Source organism: Methylohalobius crimeensis 10Ki (genome assembly GCF_000421465.1).
In the GTDB taxonomy this organism is placed as follows: domain Bacteria; phylum Pseudomonadota; class Gammaproteobacteria; order Methylococcales; family Methylothermaceae; genus Methylohalobius; species Methylohalobius crimeensis.
In genome coordinates this window covers 1,641,933-1,658,403 of the sequence record NZ_ATXB01000001.1, presented here as the reverse complement: position 1 = coordinate 1,658,403, position 16,471 = coordinate 1,641,933, and the positions used below count along the sequence as shown (strand labels likewise).

The window sequence follows — 16,471 nt, the reverse complement described above, 5'->3', positions numbered from 1 at the left end:
CCGATGATCCCTCAGCGCAACCCTAAAATTCGAAGATCTCCGGCCTGCCTGCTCGCCGCCGTAATGCTCTTTTGCGTCTCCGGCGGCGGCTGGCCAGCCCGCTACGCCGCGACGCCCCGCAACTACGTCGCCGCCATTACAAAACTCGCCCCCGGCGACACCCTGAAACTGGCCCCCGGCGAATACCGCCGAGGACTGCGGCTCCAAAATATGCACGGCACTCGGGGCAAGCCGATTGTGATCGAGGGCCGATCTCGCGTCGGCGTGGTATTCTTCGCACAGCCCCGTCAGGATATGGTCGTTCTCCGAGATTCGAGCTTTGTTACCCTGCGGAACCTGGAGCTCGACGGGCGCGGCGAACTGGTGAACGCGGTCCGGGCATCGGGGCGGTTCGCCCACCATATTACGCTGGAAAATCTGCACATCCACGGTCTGGGCCGAAACCAGCAAATGGTGGGCATCTCCACCAAATGTCCGACCTGGGATTGGATCATACGCGGCAACGTCATCGACGGCGCCGGCACCGGTATGTACTTGGGCAACTCCGATGGGAGCGACCCGTTCATCGGCGGGCTCATCGAGGGGAACCTGGTCATGCACACCATGGGCTACAATCTGCAAATCAAGCACCAGAACCGGAGGCCGGAGATTCCCGGCATTCCCCAAAATCGGCGCAGCACGACCATCCGCTACAACGTGTTCAGCAAAGGGCCGGACAGCTCCACGGGGCCGGCGGCGCGCCCCAACGTGCTGGTGGGCCATCTTCCTCTCGAGGGCCCCGGGCGCCATGATCGCTATCTGATCTATGGAAACTTCTTTTACCAGAACCCCACCGAAGCCCTGTTCCAGGGGGAAGGCAATATCGCCCTCTACAACAACCTATTTTTCAACACCCACGCACCCCAGTTCCCCGCGGTGGCCATCCAGCCTCACAACGACATTCCCCGCAAGGTACGGATTTTTTTCAATACGGTGCTGAATCCCTGGAAAGGCATCCGGATACTCTACAAAGAAGATCAGAAAAACAAGGATCAGAAGGTCATCGCCAACGCGGTATTTTCGGAAACGCCTTTGCAAGGCGGCCAACAGTCTCGCAATATCACGGCTTCCTTCAACGCCGCAAAAGATCACCTCGTTTACCCCAACGGCCCGCTGGGGCAATTGGATTTCTATCCAATCCGTGGCAAGCTTCGATCGGAGCCCATCGACTGGCGGGAACTTGCCGACTACCCCCGGTCGCGCTGCGATTTCAACGGCACGCATCGCGATGGGACCTACCGGGGCGCCTATGCCGGAGCCGGTGTGAACCCAGGATGGCGGCCGGCGCTCGAGCGGCGGCCTGGCCCCGTATGTGGCAATCGGTAGGAGATCAATAGGAAATGCCTGTTTTGAACCACCCTCATCCTAGCCTTCTCCCGCCAGCGGGAGAAGGAACACGACTTGGGTACCCAAACATCATTACCCCCTCTCCCGCTGGCGGGAGAGGGCCAGGGTGAGGGTGGTATAATAATAATCAACTATCAGAGACCGGCTAACCCACCATGGCCTTGCCAGAGGAAAACTCGGATCAAATTCGCGAACTGGTCGAAAGGATCGTGGAAGAAAAATTCCGCGTCCTGCAACGCGACTACGAACTGGATTTGCGCGAACGCATCGTACGGGTGGAGGAAGAGCTCAAGCATCAGCGGGAACTGATGGAACAAGGCTTCCACCTCATGGAAAAGCGCTTCGAGCAAGTGGACAAGCGTTTTGAAATGCTGACCGAGCAAATGGAAAAGCGTTTTGAACAAGTCGATAAGCGTTTGGAATTACTAACCGACCAAATGAACAAGCGCTTCGAGCAAGTCGACAATCGCTTCGAACGGATCGAGCAGAATTTTCAGCTAGTAATCCGGCGTCTGGACCGATTCATGTTCTGGTCGCTGGGGCTGACGGTCACCGCGGTGTTCTTCGTGATCACCTTTCTGAAATAACCCTCAACCGCCATACTCCACCAAGGTTTCCATCACCTGCAGCAGATGATCGGGACGGATGATCTTCACCCCCACCTTATCGGCCCACTTGCGAAGCCCCTGATCGGCCGACAGCAGAATGCCGTCCATTTCGTAGGCCAGAAGCAGCACGTCCATGTCCTCGCGGCTGTCGATGATACCTTGTCTTAGCGCCTCCCGGTAGCGACCGCGCAGGCGGTTAATAACCTTTCCCTGCCCTTCGGGTTCGACTCTGTCCCACACCATCTTGGCGTGCTCCTCGGCGATTCGCAGCCCCCGATCGATGCGCGCGCGCACCTCCTCGATGAATTCATACAGAATCCCGGCGGGCACCATCATATTGAAGCGGCGCGGCGAACGGATGCGCACCACCGCCTCGAACTCCGGCGGAATGTCATCGCCTTTGATGAGACACAATTCATCGTAGACCGAGCTGGGCATGTACAATCTTACGCCGCTGCGGCGCGCCAAGTGCAGGAAGGCATCCATCGCCGCCTTCGGCGACTCGCCGAATTGACCGTAAACGTCGGGGTTGGTGAAGATACTGGTGTCCAGGACGAAACTATCCATCGCGATCACTCTCCGCTTGTATTCCAGGGTGCAAGCCGCTATATATTGACTATAACTATACTCTGGATTGAGAGGATTTTATGCCCACTTACGATTATCGGTGCCAAGCCAATCAGCGCATCGTCGAGGTTCGCCACGGCATGCAAACCAAGATCGCCACGTGGGGAGAGTTGTGCCGGCAGGCGAACATCTCGCCGGGCGACACGCCCGAAGACGCGCCGGTGGAAAAACTCATCACCGGGGGCAACGTGGTCTCCAGCCATAGTCTGAGAAACCCGGAGCCGGCTTGCGGCAATGGTGCCTGCGGCCAGACGATGCCGGCGGCGTGCTGCGGCGGCGGAGCTTGCTCGATGGAGGATTTTTAGATGCGAATTGGAGCGGGTGAGGGGAATCGAACCCCCGTCACGAGAATGGGAATCTCGGGTTCTACCACTGAACTACACCCGCGAAGAGATTTTCGATTATAGACACGAAACTCACAAAAACAAGTCTCATGATAGTCCCTCAAGCACGCATGACACTAAGCCGCACCAATTCATAAGACGACAATTCAGATACAGGCGGACACGAAATCGTGTGAGGAAAGAAACCGCGGGACATGTCAATGACAGCCTTAAACGTATGATCAACAACGCCGCCTGCCGAGTAATTGCAAAATAAGTAACGCAACGAAATACGACATTAGGAATCTACTGGAAATGAGCGGAGCAAAACAATGTTGAGGGTTCTAGCGTTAATAATCATAGGGGGCATCAGCAACCCCTCCTGGGCACTGCCTCCCTGGCCGGAAGCGATCCAGGGACATTGGACATCGATGTATACCCCGGAACCGATACCGCCTTTCTGCCGCGCGTCTAATCTTAACAACAACAAAACCTATAGAAAATATCATCGGGATATTCCAGGCATGAATCATTTCTGTGAGGCCAAGGTAAAACATCATATCTGCATAAAGTATCACAAAGACGATAGACAGGCCTGCCTTTTACGCCTTGCTTATAAAATAAATACCGCGGTAAAAGGTGCAGAAGGCAAAAACCCTAACCATCCGCTTGTACCATATTTATTAAAAGAATACGCTGATTTTTTATTTGAAGCTGGAAGACACCACGAAGCGATTAACGAATATCTCAAGGCAATTCGCAAAAACCAGCGATATTTACCGGCCTATGTAGAGCTTGCAAAAGCGTTTATTAAAACCGAACAATATGACAATGCAGAGAAAACACTCAAATACACCCTAAAGCTTAAAATGAACGATCGCCAAAAAAAATATATAAAAAACAAAATAAAAGAGGTTGGCAAGAAAACAAATCAACCAACAGCAATTAAATAGCACCAAAAAATTGAATGCGCCTCATTTTTAAATACAGCGATGAACAGGGACTTCAAACATGAACGAACAGGTCTTGGTTACAGGTGGCGCCGGTTTCTTGGGGTCCAATCTTTGCAGGAATCTCTTAGAATGCGGTTATGATGTACTATGCGTTGATAATTTCTATACCGGATCGAAAAAAAATTTATTGGACATACTGGATAATCCTTTTTTTGAAATTCTCAGACATGACATCACCTTCCCGCTTTATGTTGAAGTGGACCATATTTATAACCTAGCCTGCCCTGCCTCGCCCATTCATTATCAATTCGATCCCGTGCAAACCACCAAGACAAGCGTGCACGGTGCGATCAACATGCTGGGACTGGCCAAAAGGGTTAAAGCCAAAATATTCCAGGCGTCAACCAGCGAAGTTTACGGGGATCCTGAAATTCATCCCCAGATGGAAGAATACTGGGGACACACAAATCCGATAGGCGTTAGAGCTTGCTATGACGAAGGAAAGCGGTGTGCCGAGACATTATTCTTTGATTATTACCGCCAACATCATCTAGATATTAAGGTGGCTCGAATATTTAATACTTATGGACCGAACATGGCCATGAATGATGGAAGAGTGATATCCAATTTCATCATTCAAGCTTTAACAAACAGCCCCATAACTTTGTATGGTGAAGGGTCGCAAACAAGGTCATTTTGCTACGTTGACGACATGATTCAGGCCTTCATTAAATTCATGCAAGTCGATTCCGGTCCCGGTCCCATCAATCTCGGAAACCCGCAAGAAATTACCATCAAGGAACTTTCCGATCTAATCATCGACATTACCGGGTCAAAATCAAAAATAACCAATAAACCCTTGCCCCAAGACGACCCAATCCAACGTCAGCCTAATATCGACCTGGCTAAAAATATTTTAGAATGGTCGCCCATCACTTCACTCGAAGTCGGTCTTGAAAAAACAATTCACTACTTTGATGCATTGCTTAAAAGCGAAAAAACCGGCTTATGAAACTGCCCGACTGGATACTGAACCGATTGGTAAGAGGAGATTATTTGGAGCATCAAAACAATATAAAGCACGAAAAATTCATTCGAACCCGAAAAATCCCTTGTCCGGAATTCACTTTCATGCCTTTCAGGGAAGAGGCAAAACACCTTCAGGTGGAACACTATGATCCACCGGATCTTTTCTCGGTCACTCTTCAGGGTTATTATTATTATTCTTACCTGAATGTCGTCCTCAACAAATACAGAACCATACTACTCGAGTCCGACAACACCCATGGAGAGCACCCGGATAGACCCCTGCATCATCAATTTTATTGGAGATATTTATATTTCCCATCGGAAAAAATAATAACTGGACCATCCAATATTTTCAGGTCTTCCGCCAACAATTATTATCACACGTTAATCGATACCATTCCCAGACTATACTTGTTACTACACGAATATCAAGGATGTCGCATCAAACTTCTGGTCCCAGGAAAGCTTCAACCATGGGAAGAATATTTTTTACCTAAAATCCTCCCCAAGAACATTCATTTTGAGTATGTTTCGCACAAAAAAATATACAAAACCGACGAGCTCATATTAAATTCATTCATGTCACGACCTTTTTGCGGCTATCTACCCGATTTTTATTTGGATTTCTTCGTTTCCCGGTTTACTCCAAATAGAAGCCGCAAAAAAAAGAACAGGATCTTTGTTTCCAGGAAACATGCCGCGGGAAATAGAAAAATCAAAAATGAAACGGAAGTATTGAATATTATCGAGCCTTTCGGATTCAAACCGTATATTCTTGAAGACCTTGCGATTTCCGATCAAATCGAACTCTTTTACGATGCCGATATCATCATAGCGCCGCACGGCGCCGGTTTGACCAATATCATTTTTTCCAAAAACGCCTCGATCATCGAACTGCATCCGGAACCTACCATTACCCCTCATTATTTCTTTTTATCCAAATCGTTAGATCACGATTACCATTACTTAACTTCGGATGGTGAGGGAAGGTTTTCAGACTTTAGCGTCGATATCCATAAATTAAAGTCCATCCTCAACACCCTGGACATCAAAAAATATTATTAATTTTCATCTGCCGAGGTGCGTGTGATAATTTCCGAACTGACGGCCAAAGCAAGCGCTTGCATCCTGCCATCTGCTTTACACCGACAAATATACCGGGGCCACGAGTTCCTGCTTGGCAGACCGACTTTTCCCTACCTGGCCGAGTTGGAAAAAACCCAATACCTTTCTCGCAATCAGCTGGAGGCGCTTCAACTGCAACGCCTCAAGCAACTTCTTCAATCCGCCGAGGCCCATTGCCCCTGGCATGGCCAACGAATGCAAGCCGCCGGCATTGATCCGAAAGACTTGACCTGGGACAAATTCCGCCAACTTCCCTTGATGACCAAGCAAGACGCTCGTCAACACGGCCGCGAAATAGTATGGCGTCACGCTCCAGGAGGAATATTCCCTTATAACACTGGCGGATCTACCGGAGAACCCTTGATCTTTTATTTCGGCCGCAAACGCCAGGCAGCTGACGCCGCCTGTAGAATCCGGGCACGACGTTGGTGGGGCGTTGACGTAGGTGATCGCGAAGCCTTTCTTTGGGGCGCCCCCACCGAACTCAACCGCACCGACTGGATCAAGTCCCTCCGTGATCGACTTTGCAATCAACGACTGTTCAATGCTTTCGCCATGTCTCCCCAGCACATGGACAGGTATCTCGACGAACTCGAACGTTTCCGGCCCAAAACCCTCTACGGCTATGCCAGCAGCCTGTCCCTTCTTGCCGAGCACTCCGAACGACGCGGCCGCATCCCGGATCTTTCCTCATTAAAAGTCATCTACACTACCGGCGAACCTCTCTATCCTCATCAACGCGAACTGATCGGCAGAATTTTCAATGCGCCGGTTGCCAATGAATACGGTGCGCGAGATGCCGGTCTCATTGCCCTCGAGTCGCCTACCGGCCAGATGCTGATCAATTCCGAATGGATTTTGGTAGAAATTCTGGACGACCGCGGAAACCCCGTTCCAGAAGGAGAGCTCGGTGAAGTGGTCATCACCAATCTGGCCTCCGAAGTTCAGCCTTTCATCCGCTATCGCACCGGGGACCGGGCCCGGCGTAGTCGGGAATCTTGCCGGCAAGCAAGAGGCTTGGAAGTACTGGACGAAGTTGAGGGACGCAGCACCGACTTGATCGTACGCTCCGACGGTACCGTCATGCACGCTTTAGCGCTCATTTACGTACTTAGGGAAACGCCGGGGGTGAAGCAATTCAAAATCGTCCAAACGGACTTCAAACATTTGCTGGTCCTGATGGTTACAGAACCCCGTTCATGGAAACAGGAAAACGCGACGCGCATTCAGAACAAACTGAAACAACGACTGGGAGAAAACACAACCATAACGCTAAAATACACCGACTACATATCACCTGAAAAATCGGGTAAATATCGTTACGTCGTGAGCCAAGTGAGCGGGGAAACTGCTATATGACCTCTTGGAAGATCCCTCTTAAAGAATCTCATCAAAACCGCTTTTCATTCAGTCGGTTTCAAAATCGAAAATCCATCGACGGCGACATTGTCGAATGCGGAGTCTCCATCGGGCATGGGGCTTTACAGGGGCCTCCAAAGCAATCGACGAATTCTTTTCCGGTAAACCGGAAAAGCCGAGCCCCTGGCTGCCTGACAAAACTCGCGGAGGGCGCGGAAGGATTGTAGGGTAGATCGTCCGAGATGATGATTGATAAAGGACGAAATTGCCCATGAACAACCCTTCCACACGGATGTACGTTACGGTAACCCAGGTTTTGAAACAAGCGCCGTGGCGAGATATGCGACATCTTTCGACGGTCGCTTGGATGATCGCAGGATTGTTGTTGAGTGGGGGCATCGGTTTGAGCCGGTGGGTGGTGTATGTGGACAGCCGCGCCCGCTATGCCCAAAGCATTGAGCGGCGATTCCGGCGTTGGTTGAGTAACGGACGGATCGATGTGAATGAGGTGTATGCGGGGCTGTTGAAAGGGTGGTTACCGACGGGCGAGGAACGCCGCGTATACGTGGCCTTGGATACGACGATGCTATGGAATAGTTTCTGTGTGATTCAAGTGGCGTTGGTGTATCGGGGTCGGGCGATTCCGGTGGCCTGGAAGGTGAAACGGCAACCCAGTGCCAGCGTGGCCTTTCAGGTCTACCGCTCGGTTCTGGCGCAAAGTGTCTCCCGCCTGAAAGGTTTTGAGGTGATTTTGCTGGCCGATCGTGGATTTTGTCATCTGCAGTTGGTGCGCTGGATCAAACGGACACCGGATTGGCACTGCCGGATTCGGATGAAGCGCAATACGCCGGCTTGGCGATGGAGCGGCGCTGGTTACCGCCCGCTGAAGTGGTGCGTGGATGCCGGCCAGGTGCGTTATTACCACACTGTTTATCTCTGGAAGGTGCATGAAGCGGTGAACGTGGCCGTGGGTTGGGAAAAAGGCGCCAAGGAACCCTGGCTGATCCTGAGCGATGAATGGACCGATGAAACGACCCTCGCCGATTACGGCAAGCGTTTTGCCATCGAGGAAGGGTTTCTGGACCATAAATCCAATGGGTTTCAATGGGCGTCTTCCCGGCTTCGGCAAGCCGAGGTCTTGGATCGGCTGTGCTTTGTGATGGCGGTGGCCACCTGGATCGTGACCTGTCAGGGGACGGCAGTGGTAGCCGAGGGGCAGCGTAGAACCGTCGATCCGCATTGGTGTCGGGGCTTGAGCTATGCCCGTATCGGCTGGAACTGGATCCACCATGCCCTGGCTTGCGGGAAGGCGCTTATCGATCGGTTGTGGTTGCCTTCCGCCGACGACCCCGCTCCCGTGCCTACGGCCTCGGATCGTTCGCGCTGGATGGAGGAATTACCTTGGCAATATACCTTTTGTATCCCTGACTCCACTACATGACTGATTTTGCATGGAAAAATGAGTTTTGTCAGGCAGTCAGGCCGAGCCCTCATGAAAAATGCCATTGGAAGTACCATATCCGAAAAGAAGGATAAGCCATGCTGACAGTCGCCAAAAATCTCTACAACTACCGGGAACTCATCGCCGCCCTGGCGTGGAAAAATATCATCGTCCGCTATAAGCAGGCTTATCTCGGACTCCTCTGGTCAGTGCTCAAACCTGTGATGTTAATGCTAATATTCACCCTCGTACGCAGCCTTGTCGGCATCGAATCGGGGGACGTACCCTATCCCGTTCTCACCTTCGCCGCACTGATGCCTTGGATTTTCTTCCAGGAATCCGCCTCGGAAGGCGTGGGGAGCGTCACGAGCAACGCCGCGCTGGTCAAGAAGATCTACTTTCCAAGGGAAATCTTCCCCTTGACCGCCATGGTCACCAAAACCGTGGAACTGTGTATCAGCTTTCTAATTTTGGCCGGACTGATGATCTATTATCAGATGGTTCCCAGTATTCACGCGATATGGGTACCGGCAATCATCCTTTACACCATGGTCGTCGCACTCACGGTCAGCTTCTTCGGCGCCGCCATGAACGTCTATTACCGCGACGTCAGCGCCGCCTTGCCGGTGGCGCTATCCCTGATGATGTACGCTTCTCCTATCATCTATCCTCTGGACCTGGTCAAGCAAAAGCTCCTGATAGAGCACGCCGCAGGCGAGTGGTCGGAAAGACTTTACACCTTGTACTTGTGTAACCCCCTCGCCGGCATCATCGACGCTTTCCAACGAGTACTACTGAAAGGCTTACCTCCGGATTGGACCACCCTCATCCCCGGCGCCATCGTAACCGCCATCGTCCTGCCGATCAGTTATCTCTATTTCAAACGCGCGGAAAACTGGTTCGCCGATGTCATCTAACGAAGAGCGAATTCCAACCCTGCTCAGGCAAGTCTTCGAAGGTCACCGAAGCCGGCTGCAGGGCTATAAAATCCTTTTGTTCGGGTCGCGAGCGACGGGCAAGGCCGGGGAGCGCTCGGATTTCGACATAGGGATCATCGGCGACCGACCGATATCGTTGAAGGCGTTTTACGCCATCGAGGAGGAGTTGGAAAACCTGCCTACCCTGTATCGAATCGATTGAGTGGATCTGAACCGGGCCTCATCCAGGCTCAGAGACGAAGCATTGCGTGAAGGACGATTACTTTATGCAGCCTGACAAAATTCTCGAAGACTTCGAAAGCGCCCTCGCTCAACTGGAAGCGGCGCTTCAGGAACCTGCCGATAGCGATCTCATCAAAGCCGGATGCATCCAATATTTCGAATTTTGTTTCGAACTCGCCTGGAAGACAGTCAAAATCGTCGCCGCCGATCTCGGCCTGGAATGCCGCTCTCCCAAAGCCTGCCTTAAAACGGCCTTTCAACAGGAATGGATCGATGAAGGAGGCCATTTGCTAGCTATGCTGGCGGCAAGAAACCGCATGTCCCATACCTATGATGCTCAAAACGCCTTATCCGTCTACAGCCGGCTTCCGGAGTTCTTGCCTCCGATGAAGCGCTTGCTATGGAACTTGAAATCGGTTGGACAACAAAGGTAAAAATGGGGAGACCATGCATTGGCAGCTGCTGGCGGAAAAATTAAACTATATTCAACATAGCCCGAATAAAATCCGGTGCTGAGGTCGTATCAGCTCAACGATCAACTAAAACGAATCAAAGAACACATTACCCACGAAGCCGGCAAAAATTACGTAAAACCATGCATATGCCCCTCCGACCATCCAAAGCGTTGGAACAGCACAGAAAGGCCATTCGGCAGATTGTTGCCAGACATCATGCTGCGAACGCAAGAATCTTCGGTTCAGTCTTAAAGGGCAACGATCGCGAAGATAGCGACTTGGACTTGCTGGTGGACACCACCCCGGAAACGACCTTGATGGACATTGGTGCAATCCGCTTGGAATTGCGAAACCTGCTAGGTTTAAAAGTCGACGTACTCAACCACCTCCCATTTTTCACAGCAATAACTTTGGACAGTCCATGCCAATCATCGAAGTCGAACACCTGACCAAGGAATACCGCCTGGGCGCGATTACCGGAATCAAGGACAACCTGACCAACGCCTTCAACTGGGTGCGGCGAAAACCCCGCGCTCAACGCGAACGATTCCTAGCACTGGACGATGTCAACTTCACCATCGAGGAAGGGGAAGTGGTCGGCATCATCGGCCACAACGGCGCGGGCAAGTCCACCCTGCTCAAGGTCTTGGCCCAAGTCACCAAGCCCACATCTGGCAAGGTGGCGGTACACGGCAGCGTCGCCCCCTTGATCGAGGTGGGCGCCGGCATCAACCCGGAACTGACCGGGCGAGAGAACATTTATCTCAACGCCTCCATCCTGGGGATTCCCAAGAAAGTCATCCGCCGGAAATTGGATGAGATCATCGAATTTTCCGAACTGGAGCAATTCATCGACACACCGGTGAAGCGTTATAGCTCAGGAATGAAAGTTAAATTGGGATTCTCTATCGCCACCAGTTTAGACGCGGAGATTTTGATTATCGACGAAGTTTTGGCAGTAGGAGACCTGGCGTTTCAGAGGAAGTGTTTTGACCGGATGGAAGAGATGATCAGCCGACAAGGAAAGACTGTATTAATTGTAAGTCACAATATTCGTCAAATTGAACGTCTCTGTAGTCGTGCGATTCTCCTTGATCATGGAAAGATCCTAATAGATGGACATAAAACCACGGTGTGTGAACAGTTCTATCAACAAAGTAACGAAAAAATTTCAGCACAACTTGTCGCTCATCAAGCTGACAGCAGACACATCCGTAAAACTGGAGAAATAGAGTTAAATTCTCTAGCTTTATATGATCAATATGGGGAGGAGATAACGGAAATCCCAATGGGGAGCCCGGTAAATATTCGTTGTACATTTACTGCCAAGCGGTCGGTTCGAAAACCTGAAATAATTTTTGGATTCCATACTACCGACTTTTTTTATATATCCTCGATGGGTAATGGTCACATTTCCGATCGCCCTGACATTACTGCTGGAATGAATATATTTGAATGCCATATACCCTATCTTCCGCTTATGCCTGGAGTATATGCGTTAAGACTAGGTATTCTTGACAGTACTCCACGCGAGCTTTTTTATGGTGAAATGTTATCTACATTCACAGTTAATGCAAACGAAGTACCAAAGTCACATTTGCCTCAACTAGGCATAGTTCATATACAAACAGAATGGCATTTTGGGCAAGAAAACAATACTATAAAAAGTTTTGATGCATCCTCAAGGGAAAACAGTCAATGTTTTGGATAATATTTATATTACTTATCATTTTAATCAGTATACAAATATACATAGGCCTGAAGCTTAAATATAGATTTTGTGATCAAGATAGGCGTTTTGAAAAAATAGAAAGCAAACTACTAAAAGCAACGGCCAAACAGGATAATCTAGCAAACCTAATTCATGAAAAATCGGTTGAGATCCAAAACAGTTCATCATTATTAGCTTTGGATTTAAACTATCCTGTCTTTTTTGGAGACTGGTCAATAGATAGCCATCTTGCCAAGTTTATCGTACAGCACTTATCAATACATAAACCAAAGTGCATATTGGAAATTGGTTCAGGCAGCTCAACAATTTTAATAGGAAAGATCGCAAAAATACTTGGCTACTCACCCAAGCATATTGCAATAGACCATGATATAAAATACTTAGAAGCTACAAAAGTTAATGCTAAATTAAATAATTTAAACAACGATATAGATTTTATACATCTACCACTAGAAAAAATTAATTTATCAAACAAAGAATTTGTTTACTATAAAAACCTACCGAAATCATTAATAGATAATAGACCCGATTTAATTATTGTTGATGGACCGCCGGCAAATACATGTAAACACGCAAGACTTCCCGCCCTTCCAATAATTTACAACTATATTTCAGATAATGCAGTAATTGTATTAGATGATTACTGCCGCCAGGAGGAAAAGGAAATTGTAGATCAATGGATGAATCAATATCATGATTTCGATCTAGAGACGATTCAACAAGGACACCAATGCGCGATATTAAAAAGAAAAAAATCCTGATAATAACTCAATGCTTCCCCCCTCATGGGGGGAGCGGCGTACAGCGCCCTTTATTTTTCTCTAAATACTTAAGCGAGCTTGGTTGGCAATGCGTGGTGCTCACAACAGAAGCAGACGATTATTTCATACATGACACATCACTATTAGATCATGTTCATGAAAGCACTAAAGTTATACGTGTAAATGATCCAAAAGCCAATCAATCTTTATACAATTGGTGCACCAAAATCGACCGTAAGATCGCCAGTTTTTTTTCCAAAATTCCATTGGCATGGAAAATCAACAATAAAATATCAAAAATCACAAGAACCTCATTTCGCCCGATCATAAGAATCTTGAATATCCCAGATGATCTTATTGGTTGCTTACCAAGACTTTTATGGCATGGATATCACATTATTAAATCCGACCAACCGGATATTATATTTTCAACATCACCTCCCCCCACAACACATCTTGCCGGGTGTTTATTAGCAAAAAGCAGAGGTATACCGTGGGTCGCTGATTTGAGAGATGAGTGGACGTTAAGTCCATTAAAAAAATATCCTTCTATACTTTATAAACGTATTGACTTGATCCTTGAAAAAATTACTTTATCACAACCAAATAAGATCCTTGCTACTACTCCATTTATTGGGCGCGATACAGCACGTCAAATAAATAGATGCATAGATGACTTTATGACCTTAACCAATGGTCACGTTATAGAGAATATTGAAAGCCATCTACAGCGTTCATCAGGTGTTCTAAATTTAACGTTTTCCGGAGTTCTTCCAAAGGAAAGGTCTCCTTTAACACTAGTTAATGCCATTTCAAATTTAATAAATACAGATAAAATTGGCGAAGAGATTGTTTTTAACATAATCGGATATCAGTCAGAACTTTACAAACCTATTTTAGATAAGTCCTGGATTAAATTGCATGGATATATTTCCCATCTAGAAAACTTAGAGAGTCTTAAATGTTCTGATGTCCTAGTACTGATAACAGGAGAAAAAGAAAAAAGAAGTTACGCGGGCAAAATTTTCGAATATATCGCTATTGGGAAACCAATTCTAGTTTTATGCTCTTTGGACAGCGCAACGTTTTATTTTTTCGAAAAAATAAAAAACAATGTATTCGTAGCAGATATTAATGATACTTGCTCAATCGAAAATCAAATTATTTTAATTTATAGCTTATGGAAACAGAATAAACTCCCTTTTCATGTTGAACGCCCCGAAACCAGGGATTATCACAGGCGTGTATTGACCAAAAAATTGGATAACATATTAACTGATATATTAACTAATATCCATGCAGGTTAAGGTGTTATTTCTCTCTCATGACAACGATCTCAAAGGCGCCGAGCGATGTCTTTTGGAACTGGTCACCCACCTCGATCTCAATCGCTTCAAGCCCCTTATCGTGCTTCCCTGGCGTGGACCGATGGAAGAAAAACTTAAACAGGAAAACGTTTATTATATGGTCCGCTTTTTGGACCGTTGGATTCCCTCGCGCCACCGCGCATCATGGAATCATCCGTTCAAGTATCTTCCCGGTCTACGCAACCGCCTGTGGTCTCTACTTAGCTTGATTGAACGTGAGAAAATCGACCTGGTTTATACCAATACCTCCACGATTCTAGAGGGCGCCTTGGCCGCCCGCCGTGCCGGCATCCCCCATGTTTGGCATATTCACGAGCATTTACGTGGCAATGCCGATCTGCGCTGTTATTTTCCTACCACTTGGATCGATCGCATTACCTTGAGCTTATCTGACCGTATCATTACCCCCTCCAAGGCCTTGGCCGATAATCGATTTCATGGATCCGAAAAAGTCCGCACCGTTTCTAATGGAGTTAATTTAGCAGCATTCCGTAGTGGCGACGGTAAGCGGGTGTATATGGAGTTAGGCATCCCCCAGAACGCGTCATTAGTTACCTTCGTCGGTGGTATTTCTAAAAGAAAGTCCCCTATAGACTTCGCACGCGCCGCTGTCATGATCCACCGACAAAGACCGGATGTGCATTTTCTTCTTGCCGGGAGCACTAACGATCCGGTACTTGAGAAAAATATTCGCGACCTACTTAAACAAGCACGTTTGAATGACTGTTTCCATATCTTGGGTTTCCGCAGTGACGTGGCTAATCTCCTGGCCGCCGCCAAGGTGCATGTATCCACTTCTTTACAGGAAAGCTTCGGCCTTACTCTCATCGAGGCAATGGCCAGTTATAAGCCTGTGGTAGCCACCCGCTGCGGCGGTCCGGAGGAGGTAGTCGCAGATGAGGAAACAGGTTTTATCGTCGAACCCAAAAATCCTCAAGCCATTGCAGAAGCCATGCTCAAACTTTTGAACCAACCCGACTTGGCCCGACGTTTTGGTGAGGCAGGACGCCTTCGGGTAGAGAAGGAATTTACGGTTGAAACTTACGCCCATCAAATTAGCGAAATCATAGAAGAAGCGATTCGAACCTATGAACGCCCCACCTAAAGTTTCCATCATCATCCTCAACTGGAACGGTCGGGACGACACCCTTGCCTGCCTGGATTCTGTTTTCAAAATCGACTACCCCAACTTCGATGTCGTCGTGGTGGACAATGGTTCGACTGACGATTCAGTGCCAGCTATTCGCAAGGCTTTTCCCCAAGCTCACCTGATCGAAACCGGGAAAAATCTTGGTTATGCCGGAGGAAATAATGTTGGTATTCAGTATGCTTTGAATAATAAGGCCGATTATATTTTCGTTCTCAACAACGACACCACCGTCGCCCCTGATGTTTTAACCCACTTGGTCCAGGCGGCGGAAAAACACCCGGAGGCCGCCGTCTTGGGACCCGTGATTTACGAAATGGAGCGGCCGGAGACCATTTGGACTGCTGGCGAAGCTTTTGGTGAAGGCTTTACCTGCGTGCACCTGAGACAAGGAGAATCCGAAACGGTTTTAAATAAGGATGACGGTCGTACGGTAGATTGGGTGACTGGAGCGGCCTTTTTTACAAGATCTTCCGCCCTTCGAGACATCGGCCTGTTCGACGAGCGGTATTTCCTGGTCTATGAGGAGTCGGACTGGTGCTTTCGTGCCCGCAGGGCCGGTTACTCCTGCCTGATCGTTCCCCAGGCGAGCGTGTGGCACAAAGTGGGAAGCGCCTTCGGCAGTGAATCCTCCCCTTTGAGGACCTACTTCAGCACCCGCAACCGACTTTTGTTCGCTGAGCAAAACTTACCCAAGCGGGCAGAAGGCTTCGGAGTCGTAGTCGGCAGAGATCTCCTTATAGGTGACGATGCAGAATCCTTTGCAAGCCAGGTCTGCGCGTTGTTGGATAGCTTCGAACTTTATAACCGGATTGCCAAAAGTGGATACGATTTTATCAAACACAACTATTCTCTGCCTGCCGTTAAACTGATACTCGATTCAACTTTAGAGCACCTTGCTGGTTTGCCCCCCAGAAAAATTAGACTTTCGCACCGATTAACCAATTATTTTAAACATTTATATGAGCGCCACTTGACGTGGCGATTACCAAACTAAA

At 48.7% G+C, this 16,471-nt stretch carries 18 protein-coding genes and 1 tRNA gene; 17 read left to right on the top strand and 2 right to left on the bottom strand.

Annotated features, from left to right (window positions below; genetic code table 11):
* The first annotated feature begins 3 nt into the window (after positions 1-3).
* Together H035_RS18870 and H035_RS0108280 are read left to right on the top strand one after the other, a co-directional pair.
* Positions 4-1,365: a right-handed parallel beta-helix repeat-containing protein gene (locus H035_RS18870; RefSeq protein ID WP_051149758.1), complete on the top strand. Its 1,362-nt coding sequence runs from the start codon at positions 4-6 to the stop codon at positions 1,363-1,365.
* A gap of 176 nt (positions 1,366-1,541) precedes the next feature.
* On the top strand, positions 1,542-1,973 hold the full coding sequence (locus tag H035_RS0108280) for a hypothetical protein (RefSeq protein ID WP_022948521.1): 432 nt from the start codon (positions 1,542-1,544) through the stop codon (positions 1,971-1,973).
* 3 nt (positions 1,974-1,976) lie between these two features.
* Here the strand turns inward: H035_RS0108280 and H035_RS0108275 are convergent, their stop codons facing one another.
* The gene (locus tag H035_RS0108275) at positions 1,977-2,561 is read right to left on the bottom strand and encodes an RNA ligase partner protein (RefSeq protein WP_022948520.1); all 585 of its coding nucleotides are present in this window, start codon (positions 2,559-2,561) and stop codon (positions 1,977-1,979) included.
* A gap of 80 nt (positions 2,562-2,641) precedes the next feature.
* Here H035_RS0108275 and H035_RS0108270 point away from each other — a divergent pair, with 80 nt between their 5' ends.
* Positions 2,642-2,926, top strand: coding sequence for a hypothetical protein (locus tag H035_RS0108270; RefSeq protein ID WP_022948519.1), 285 nt, complete (start codon positions 2,642-2,644; stop codon positions 2,924-2,926).
* A gap of 8 nt (positions 2,927-2,934) precedes the next feature.
* Here the strand turns inward: H035_RS0108270 and H035_RS0108265 are convergent.
* Positions 2,935-3,008 (bottom strand) — tRNA-Gly (locus H035_RS0108265).
* Positions 3,009-3,276: 268 nt separating this feature from the next.
* On the opposite strand from H035_RS0108265, the gene H035_RS0108260 reads away from it, so the two are divergent.
* From H035_RS0108260 to H035_RS18845, 14 genes are all read left to right on the top strand, one after another.
* A complete protein-coding gene (locus H035_RS0108260) occupies positions 3,277-3,897 on the top strand; it encodes a tetratricopeptide repeat protein (protein ID WP_022948518.1) in 621 nt (206 codons plus the stop codon).
* 58 nt (positions 3,898-3,955) lie between these two features.
* Positions 3,956-4,909: a UDP-glucuronic acid decarboxylase family protein gene (locus H035_RS0108255; RefSeq protein WP_022948517.1), complete on the top strand. Its 954-nt coding sequence runs from the start codon at positions 3,956-3,958 to the stop codon at positions 4,907-4,909.
* On the top strand, positions 4,906-5,991 hold the full coding sequence (locus H035_RS18865) for a glycosyltransferase family 61 protein (RefSeq protein WP_022948516.1): 1,086 nt from the start codon (positions 4,906-4,908) through the stop codon (positions 5,989-5,991). Before H035_RS0108255 ends, H035_RS18865 begins: the two co-directional genes overlap by 4 nt.
* A gap of 21 nt (positions 5,992-6,012) precedes the next feature.
* Positions 6,013-7,410 (top strand): phenylacetate--CoA ligase family protein, encoded by a 1,398-nt coding sequence (locus tag H035_RS0108245; RefSeq protein ID WP_022948515.1) that lies wholly within the window; start codon positions 6,013-6,015, stop codon positions 7,408-7,410.
* Between the two features lie 271 nt (positions 7,411-7,681).
* Positions 7,682-8,851 carry a transposase gene (locus H035_RS18860; RefSeq protein ID WP_022947284.1) on the top strand — a complete coding sequence of 390 codons (1,170 nt, stop codon included), beginning with the start codon at positions 7,682-7,684 and terminating at the stop codon, positions 8,849-8,851.
* A 98-nt stretch (positions 8,852-8,949) separates the two neighbouring features.
* On the top strand, positions 8,950-9,768 hold the full coding sequence (locus tag H035_RS0108235; RefSeq protein ID WP_022948514.1) for an ABC transporter permease: 819 nt from the start codon (positions 8,950-8,952) through the stop codon (positions 9,766-9,768).
* Positions 9,758-9,991: a nucleotidyltransferase family protein gene (locus H035_RS18855; RefSeq protein ID WP_040574805.1), complete on the top strand. Its 234-nt coding sequence runs from the start codon at positions 9,758-9,760 to the stop codon at positions 9,989-9,991. The genes H035_RS0108235 and H035_RS18855 overlap by 11 nt, the downstream gene beginning before the upstream one ends.
* Before the next feature lie 64 nt (positions 9,992-10,055).
* Positions 10,056-10,445: an HI0074 family nucleotidyltransferase substrate-binding subunit gene (locus H035_RS0108225; protein WP_022948513.1), complete on the top strand. Its 390-nt coding sequence runs from the start codon at positions 10,056-10,058 to the stop codon at positions 10,443-10,445.
* Between the two features lie 161 nt (positions 10,446-10,606).
* Positions 10,607-10,915: a nucleotidyltransferase family protein gene (locus tag H035_RS0108220; RefSeq protein WP_022948512.1), complete on the top strand. Its 309-nt coding sequence runs from the start codon at positions 10,607-10,609 to the stop codon at positions 10,913-10,915.
* Complete coding sequence (locus H035_RS18850) at positions 10,888-12,177, top strand: ABC transporter ATP-binding protein (protein WP_022948511.1); 1,290 nt, start codon at positions 10,888-10,890, stop codon at positions 12,175-12,177. The genes H035_RS0108220 and H035_RS18850 overlap by 28 nt, the downstream gene beginning before the upstream one ends.
* Entirely contained in the window at positions 12,165-12,959 is a 795-nt protein-coding gene (locus tag H035_RS0108210; protein WP_022948510.1) for a class I SAM-dependent methyltransferase, read from the top strand. Before H035_RS18850 ends, H035_RS0108210 begins: the two co-directional genes overlap by 13 nt.
* Positions 12,929-14,266: a glycosyltransferase family protein gene (locus H035_RS21770; RefSeq protein WP_152485994.1), complete on the top strand. Its 1,338-nt coding sequence runs from the start codon at positions 12,929-12,931 to the stop codon at positions 14,264-14,266. The genes H035_RS0108210 and H035_RS21770 overlap by 31 nt, the downstream gene beginning before the upstream one ends.
* Positions 14,256-15,431 carry a glycosyltransferase family 4 protein gene (locus tag H035_RS0108200; RefSeq protein ID WP_022948508.1) on the top strand — a complete coding sequence of 392 codons (1,176 nt, stop codon included), beginning with the start codon at positions 14,256-14,258 and terminating at the stop codon, positions 15,429-15,431. The genes H035_RS21770 and H035_RS0108200 overlap by 11 nt, the downstream gene beginning before the upstream one ends.
* Complete coding sequence (locus H035_RS18845; RefSeq protein ID WP_022948507.1) at positions 15,415-16,470, top strand: glycosyltransferase family 2 protein; 1,056 nt, start codon at positions 15,415-15,417, stop codon at positions 16,468-16,470. Before H035_RS0108200 ends, H035_RS18845 begins: the two co-directional genes overlap by 17 nt.
* Position 16,471 lies beyond the last annotated feature (1 nt).

Coding starts and splice junctions, on each gene's coding strand:
- H035_RS18870 (WP_051149758.1), top strand. CDS start 4: ATGATCCCTCAGCGCAACCCTAAAATTCGAAGATCTCCGGCCTGCCTG.
- H035_RS0108280 (WP_022948521.1), top strand. CDS start 1,542: ATGGCCTTGCCAGAGGAAAACTCGGATCAAATTCGCGAACTGGTCGAA.
- H035_RS0108275 (WP_022948520.1), bottom strand. CDS start 2,561: ATGGATAGTTTCGTCCTGGACACCAGTATCTTCACCAACCCCGACGTT.
- H035_RS0108270 (WP_022948519.1), top strand. CDS start 2,642: ATGCCCACTTACGATTATCGGTGCCAAGCCAATCAGCGCATCGTCGAG.
- H035_RS0108260 (WP_022948518.1), top strand. CDS start 3,277: ATGTTGAGGGTTCTAGCGTTAATAATCATAGGGGGCATCAGCAACCCC.
- H035_RS0108255 (WP_022948517.1), top strand. CDS start 3,956: ATGAACGAACAGGTCTTGGTTACAGGTGGCGCCGGTTTCTTGGGGTCC.
- H035_RS18865 (WP_022948516.1), top strand. CDS start 4,906: ATGAAACTGCCCGACTGGATACTGAACCGATTGGTAAGAGGAGATTAT.
- H035_RS18860 (WP_022947284.1), top strand. CDS start 7,682: ATGAACAACCCTTCCACACGGATGTACGTTACGGTAACCCAGGTTTTG.
- H035_RS0108235 (WP_022948514.1), top strand. CDS start 8,950: ATGCTGACAGTCGCCAAAAATCTCTACAACTACCGGGAACTCATCGCC.
- H035_RS18855 (WP_040574805.1), top strand. CDS start 9,758: ATGTCATCTAACGAAGAGCGAATTCCAACCCTGCTCAGGCAAGTCTTC.
- H035_RS0108225 (WP_022948513.1), top strand. CDS start 10,056: ATGCAGCCTGACAAAATTCTCGAAGACTTCGAAAGCGCCCTCGCTCAA.
- H035_RS0108220 (WP_022948512.1), top strand. CDS start 10,607: ATGCATATGCCCCTCCGACCATCCAAAGCGTTGGAACAGCACAGAAAG.
- H035_RS18850 (WP_022948511.1), top strand. CDS start 10,888: ATGCCAATCATCGAAGTCGAACACCTGACCAAGGAATACCGCCTGGGC.
- H035_RS0108210 (WP_022948510.1), top strand. CDS start 12,165: ATGTTTTGGATAATATTTATATTACTTATCATTTTAATCAGTATACAA.
- H035_RS21770 (WP_152485994.1), top strand. CDS start 12,929: ATGCGCGATATTAAAAAGAAAAAAATCCTGATAATAACTCAATGCTTC.
- H035_RS0108200 (WP_022948508.1), top strand. CDS start 14,256: ATGCAGGTTAAGGTGTTATTTCTCTCTCATGACAACGATCTCAAAGGC.
- H035_RS18845 (WP_022948507.1), top strand. CDS start 15,415: ATGAACGCCCCACCTAAAGTTTCCATCATCATCCTCAACTGGAACGGT.